This is a genomic window from Pseudomonas sp., from assembly GCF_037994325.1.
Taxonomy (GTDB): Bacteria; Pseudomonadota; Gammaproteobacteria; order Pseudomonadales; family Pseudomonadaceae; genus Aquipseudomonas.
Genome location: NZ_JBBNAH010000220.1, coordinates 1 through 6,224, shown reverse-complemented (window position 1 = coordinate 6,224; position 6,224 = coordinate 1). Strand labels below are relative to the sequence as shown.

Below are 6,224 nucleotides of genomic sequence, written 5' to 3'. Positions count from 1 at the left end.
CAGCACACCCTACGAGATTTGCGTCTGGGCGAAGGCCTGTAACTCGGGATAAAACCCATGGAAGTCCTGCGTCAGCGGCTCGTATAGCTCACGTAATTCCGCCATCGCCCCATCCAGCATCTGCGGCCGTGACAAGCGCCGGCTCATGCCCATCAGCACCTGCTGCAACACAGCAAACTCCTGATAACTGCCCAACCAATCCTGAGCTGCCATACGCGGTGCGATATAGGCCAAACGCTCGGGCAACGCCGGCTCGTTGTCGAGTACGCGGTACACCCGCGCGGTGAATTGGTTTAACGGCACGTCGGCATACGCGTGCCAATGCCGCGCCAGGCAATGGTCGAAAAACAAGTCCAACAAAATGCCGGCCGTGCGCCGCCGTGCTTGGGGAAAACGCGCCTTGGCTTGCAGCACCAATGGATGGCTATCGGTATAGGCATCAATGCGTCGGTGCACGGCAATGGCGTGTTCGATATCGGCGGGAAAACGCCCGGCCAGCGGGCCTTTGACGAAATCGCCGTACAGGCTGCCGAGCAGTTGTGCGGGCGCGTCGCCGCCCAAGTGGAGGTGTGCGAGGTAGTTCATGGGCCGAGTGTAGGGCCTGCCTGCGGATAATTCCTACCTTCGTGGATCACTCGTGCTGATGACCACTATCGGCACTATCGATCTGTATATCGGAAGTTACCGATATAAAGTTCGCCGCAAGCCGATAGACACCGGCGCAATCGTAAACAACCGGTCACCCACACCGAGCCCACTATGCCAATCGACCTTGACGAAATCTTCAAAGCCCTCGCCCACCCGGTGCGCCGCGAGATGCTGGTGTGGTTGAAAGAGCCGCAGCGCTATTTCACCGAGCAAGACCACCCGTTCGAGATTGGCGTATGCGCCGGCAAGTTCGACCACAAGACCGGGCTGTCGCAGTCCACCGTTTCCGGCCACTTGGCCAGTCTGCAACGTGCAGGGCTGGTAACCAGCCGCAAGGTCGGCCAGTGGAACTTCTTCAAACGTAACGAAGAAGTGATCCAGGCCTTTATCAGCCATTTGGGCAACGCGCTGTAAGCGCCGTAACCACCACCCTTTTCTGGAGCAAACCAATGCCCCTCGCCTTAATCGTTCTGGCGCTATCGGCCTTTGCCATCGGCACCACAGAGTTTGTAATCATGGGCCTGCTGCCGGATGTGGCCGCCGACCTGGGCGTGTCGATTCCCGGCGCTGGCTGGCTGGTTACCGGCTACGCCTTGGGCGTGGCCATCGGCGCGCCGTTTATGGCGATGGTCACCGCCAGCTGGCCACGCAAAGCCGCGCTGTTGGCGCTGATGAGCATCTTTATTGCCGGCAACCTGTTCTGCGCCCTGGCCGCTGACTACAACATGTTGATGGTGGCGCGGGTGATTACCGCCCTCTGCCACGGCGCGTTTTTTGGTATCGGCTCGGTGGTTGCCGCCAGCCTGGTGCCGGCCAACCGCCGCGCCTCGGCAGTAGCCCTGATGTTTACCGGCCTGACCCTGGCCAACGTGCTCGGCGTGCCGTTGGGCACTGCACTCGGTCAAGCCGCAGGCTGGCGTTCAACCTTCTGGGCGGTGACCGTGATCGGCGTATTGGCGCTGATCGGCCTGTGGCGTGCCTTGCCTAATCAGCAAGACCAAGAGAAAGCCGACCTGCGCACTGAACTGCGGGCCATGCGCGGCGCCGGTGTGTGGCTGGCATTGAGCACCACGGTGTTTTTCTCCGCCTCGGTATTTGCCCTATTCACCTATATCGCCCCGATGCTCGGCGACGTAACCGGCGTATCGCCCACTGGCGTGACCTGGACGCTGCTGCTGATCGGCCTGGGTCTGACCATCGGCAATATTCTCGGCGGCAAGCTCGCCGACTGGCGCCTGGGCACCACCCTGACCGGCGTATTTATCGCCCTGGCGATACTGGCCAGCGTGTTCAGCTTTACCGCCGAGGCGCTGGTGCCCGCGGAAATCACCCTGTTCCTCTGGGCCATGGCCGCCTTCGCCGCCGTGCCCGCCTTGCAGATCAACGTGATGGCCTTTGGTAAAGATGCGCCGAACCTGATCTCCACCCTGAACATCGGCGCCTTCAACCTCGGTAACGCCCTGGGCGCCTGGGTTGGCGGCGCGGTGATCAGCCGTGGCATGGGCCTCACCGATGTGCCGTTGGCCGCGGCGGCCCTGGCCGTTATCGCGCTGATCGCCACCCAACTGACCAGCAATGCCCGTAACCAACTGCAACCGGTGCTCGAGTGAGCAACGGATATTCGAACCTAACCGTACCCCGTATTGACTGAACACCACTGACTAACTGATTCCGGAGGCTGTAACCATGGCAACACTTTTCGACCCTATTACCATCGGCGATGTGCAACTGAAAAACCGCATCATCATGGCCCCGCTGACCCGCTGCCGCGCCGATGAAGGCCGCGTACCCAACGCCATGATGGCTGAGTACTACGCCCAACGTTCTTCCGCTGGCCTGATCCTCAGCGAAGCCACCTCGGTGACGCCAATGGGCGTGGGCTACCCCAACACCCCAGGCATCTGGTCTGACGCGCAAGTGCGTGGCTGGAGCAATATCACCAAGGCCGTACACGCCAACGGCGGCAAGATTTTCCTGCAACTGTGGCACGTAGGCCGCGTTTCCGACCCGAGCTATTTGGACGGCGAACTGCCGGTAGCGCCAAGCGCCATCGCACCAAAAGGCCACGTTAGCCTGGTGCGTCCGCTGAAAGACTTCGTCACCCCACGTGCGCTGGAAACCGAAGAGATCGCCGACATTGTCGAGGCCTACCGCAACGGCGCCGAAAACGCCAAAGCCGCCGGTTTTGACGGCGTGGAAATCCACGGCGCCAACGGTTACCTGCTCGACCAATTCCTGCAAGACAGCACCAACAAACGCACCGACCAATACGGCGGCTCGATTGAAAACCGCGCGCGCCTGATGCTGGAAGTGACCGATGCCGTGCTTAGCGTGTGGGAACCGGGTCGTGTCGGCGTGCACCTGGCACCGCGTGCCGATAGCCATGACATGGGCGACTCCGACCGCTCGGCGACCTTTGGTTACGTTGCACGTGAACTGGGCAAACGCGGCATCGCCTTTATCTTCACCCGTGAAAAACTGGCCGACGACAGCATCAGCGCTGAACTGAAAGCCGCCTTTGGTGGCGCGTTTATCGCCAACGAGAAATTCACCAAAAACAGCGCCAACGCCTTGCTGGCCAGCGGCGGCGCCGATGCGATTGCCTTTGGTGTGCCGTTTATTGCCAACCCGGATCTGCCGGCGCGTCTTGAGCAAGATGCACCGCTGAATGAACCGCATCCGGAAACGTTCTACGGCAGCGGGCCGGTGGGTTACATCGACTACCCGCGTCTGTAAGAGTCAGTAGCGGTACAACAACGCCCGGTGCACAACGCAGTGCACCGGGCGTTTTCGCATGGGCGAATCAAGAGCAAAGGCCCCTCTCCCCAACCCTCTCCCGCAAGCGGGCGAGGGAGCTGACCGAGGTGGACTGGCGAACGGAGATTAGTTCCCCTCTCCCGCTAGGGCGGCCGGCTAGGCGAGAGGGGCTAGGCCATACGCCTATCCGCGCTAAATCCCAGATAAGCCCCTTCGTTCCCCCTCTATCAGCATTCGCCCAAGGCACCCCGCCTGGATATTGCTAGAATGCCTCCCCTCACTCTGTACCCCGCCGCTGGAGCCGTTTCATGACTGCTGTTTCGTCCTCGCTGTCGCCCACGTTGCAATTGGCTTGCGACCTGATCCGCCGCCCTTCGGTTACGCCGGTGGATGCCGATTGCCAAGCCGTGATGATCGAACGCCTGCGCGTGCTGGGTTTTGCCATTGAGCCGATGCGTATCGAGGATGTGGATAACTTCTGGGCCACCCATGGCGGCGAAGGCCCGGTGTTGTGTTTTGCCGGGCATACCGACGTGGTGCCGACCGGCCCGTTGCAGGCGTGGCAGCATGCGCCGTTCGATGCCAAGGTCGATGAAGACGGCATGCTCTGCGGCCGTGGCGCGGCGGATATGAAGGGCAGCCTGGCCTCGATGATTATTGCCGTGGAGCGCTTTGTCGCAGACCACCCGAACCATAAAGGCCGCATCGCCTTTCTGATTACCAGCGATGAAGAAGGCCCGGCGCACCATGGCACCAAAGCGGTGGTGGAGCGTTTGGCCGCGCGTAACGAGCGCCTGGATTGGTGCATTGTGGGTGAGCCGTCGAGCACCAGCCTGGTGGGTGATGTGGTCAAGAATGGCCGCCGCGGTTCCCTCGGCGCCAAGCTGACGGTGCGCGGCGTGCAGGGCCATGTGGCCTATCCGCATCTGGCGAAAAATCCGATCCACCTCGCTGCGCCAGCGCTGAGCGAATTGGCCGCCGAGCATTGGGATGACGGCAATAGCTTCTTCCCGCCAACCAGTTTCCAGATTTCCAACCTCAACGCCGGCACCGGCGCCACCAATGTGATTCCGGGTGATTTGGAGGCGGTGTTTAACTTCCGTTTCTCCACTGAATCCACCGTGGAAGGTTTGCAGCAACGGGTCGCCACCATCCTTGATAAACATGGCCTGGACTGGCATGTGGAGTGGGCGCTGTCGGGCCTGCCGTTCCTTACCGAACCCGGTGCATTGCTTGATGCCGTTGCCGCAGGCATCAAGTCGGTTACTGGCCGCGAGACCAAACCATCCACCAGCGGCGGTACCTCCGACGGGCGCTTTATCGCCACCCTCGGTACCCAGGTGGTTGAGCTGGGCCCGGTGAATGCCACCATCCACCAGATCAACGAGCGGGTACTGGCCAGCGATCTCGATACCCTCACCGAGATCTACTACCAAACCCTCGTCAACCTGCTCGCCTGATGCTCGCCTGCCCACTCTGTGCAGCGCCGCTGCACGCGGTCGACAACGGTGTCGCCTGCCCCGCCAATCACCGCTTCGACCGCGCTCGCCAGGGCTACCTGAACCTGCTGCCGGTGCAGCATAAAAACAGCCGCGACCCTGGCGACAACCAGGCGATGGTCGAGGCACGGCGGCGCTTTCTTGAGGGCGGCCACTACGCCCCGGTGGCTAAACGCCTGGCCGAGTTGCTTGCCGAACGGGCGCCGGCTACCTGGCTGGATATTGGCTGCGGTGAAGGCTACTACACCGCGCAGGTGGCCGATGGGTTGCCGACTACCGATGGCTACGCGCTGGATATCTCCCGCGAGGCGGTAAAGCGCGCGTGCAAGCGCAAGCCACAGCTGACCTGGCTGGTGGCGAGCATGGCGCGTATTCCCTTGGCCGATGCCAGTTGTCAGGCGCTACTCAGCGTATTCAGCCCGCTCGACTGGCAAGAAGCCAAACGGGTACTCGCCCCTGGCGGCGGCTTGATGCGCATTGGCCCAACGAATGAACACCTGATGGAGCTGCGCGAAAAACTCTATGACCAGGTGCGCGACTACAGCGACGACAAACACCTGGCCCTGGTGCCCGACGGCATGCGTCACGCCTACAGCGAAGAACTGCGCTTTACCCTTAGCGTCGACAGCGAACAGGCCCGCGCCGACCTGCTGGCCATGACACCCCACGGTTGGCGCGCCAGCGCCGAACGGCGTGAAGCGGTGATCGCGGCGCCCTTAGAGGTAACGGTGTCCATGCGCTACGATTGGTTTCAGCTAGAAAGCCAGGCCTAAGCCGCTTCCCCGAATTCAGAGAGCAATCCATGCGCCAACCCGATATCGAAATCTACCTAAAAGACGCCGACCACAACGCCATTACCGAATGGCTGAGTGCGGCCCTGGGCCCGGTGTCCGCCTGGCGCCAGCAAGGGCAAACATTCAAATGCTCCGTTAGCACAACTGAGGGCGCGATTCCCGTCACCTGGCTGCCCAAAGCCGTGGGCAAATGGCACAGCCTGTTTTTGGAAAGCGACATCACCCCCTGGGACAACGACCTCGCCTGCGCCCGCGCCGCCTTTGCTGCGCTAAACGTAGAAGTACGCTGCGCCCCGGGTGGCTGGAGCGAAGAAGAAGCCGAAGAACAGGCCGACCGCTGGATACGCATCAGCAGCGACGGCGAAGAAGAAATCACCTGGCATACCAGCTAAGTACGCAGCGTCGCCTTTGACCTTGTAGGGTGTGCTGCGCGCACCAGTCAGTCTTGCGACTTGGGCAATGGTGCGCACAGCACACCCTACGGAATGCGCGCGCTCTAGTGGCGTTTGTGTACGCCGGGCACATG

Annotated in this window: 7 protein-coding genes; 6 read left to right on the top strand and 1 reads right to left on the bottom strand. The window is 61.6% G+C overall.

What is annotated here, in order from left to right:
* Nucleotides 1–9: 9 nt before the first annotated feature.
* Nucleotides 10–585: an ACP phosphodiesterase gene (locus tag AAAB16_RS07435; protein WP_340662771.1), complete on the bottom strand. Its 576-nt coding sequence runs from the start codon at nt 583–585 to the stop codon at nt 10–12.
* A gap of 174 nt (nt 586–759) precedes the next feature.
* Between AAAB16_RS07435 and AAAB16_RS07430 the strand changes: the two genes are divergently transcribed.
* From AAAB16_RS07430 to AAAB16_RS07405, 6 genes are all read left to right on the top strand, one after another.
* On the top strand, nt 760–1,062 hold the full coding sequence (locus AAAB16_RS07430) for a helix-turn-helix transcriptional regulator (RefSeq protein ID WP_110616112.1): 303 nt from the start codon (nt 760–762) through the stop codon (nt 1,060–1,062).
* A 35-nt stretch (nt 1,063–1,097) separates the two neighbouring features.
* Nucleotides 1,098–2,258 (top strand): MFS transporter, encoded by a 1,161-nt coding sequence (locus AAAB16_RS07425; protein WP_340662770.1) that lies wholly within the window; start codon nt 1,098–1,100, stop codon nt 2,256–2,258.
* Nucleotides 2,259–2,334: 76 nt separating this feature from the next.
* Entirely contained in the window at nt 2,335–3,384 is a 1,050-nt protein-coding gene (locus AAAB16_RS07420; RefSeq protein WP_340662769.1) for an alkene reductase, read from the top strand.
* A 329-nt stretch (nt 3,385–3,713) separates the two neighbouring features.
* The gene (dapE, locus tag AAAB16_RS07415) at nt 3,714–4,865 is read left to right on the top strand and encodes a succinyl-diaminopimelate desuccinylase (protein WP_340662768.1); all 1,152 of its coding nucleotides are present in this window, start codon (nt 3,714–3,716) and stop codon (nt 4,863–4,865) included.
* A complete protein-coding gene (locus AAAB16_RS07410) occupies nt 4,865–5,677 on the top strand; it encodes a putative RNA methyltransferase (RefSeq protein ID WP_340662767.1) in 813 nt (270 codons plus the stop codon). The genes dapE and AAAB16_RS07410 overlap by 1 nt, the downstream gene beginning before the upstream one ends.
* A 29-nt stretch (nt 5,678–5,706) precedes the next feature.
* Nucleotides 5,707–6,090 carry a hypothetical protein gene (locus tag AAAB16_RS07405; RefSeq protein WP_340662766.1) on the top strand — a complete coding sequence of 128 codons (384 nt, stop codon included), beginning with the start codon at nt 5,707–5,709 and terminating at the stop codon, nt 6,088–6,090.
* The last annotated feature ends 134 nt before the right edge of the window (nt 6,091–6,224 follow it).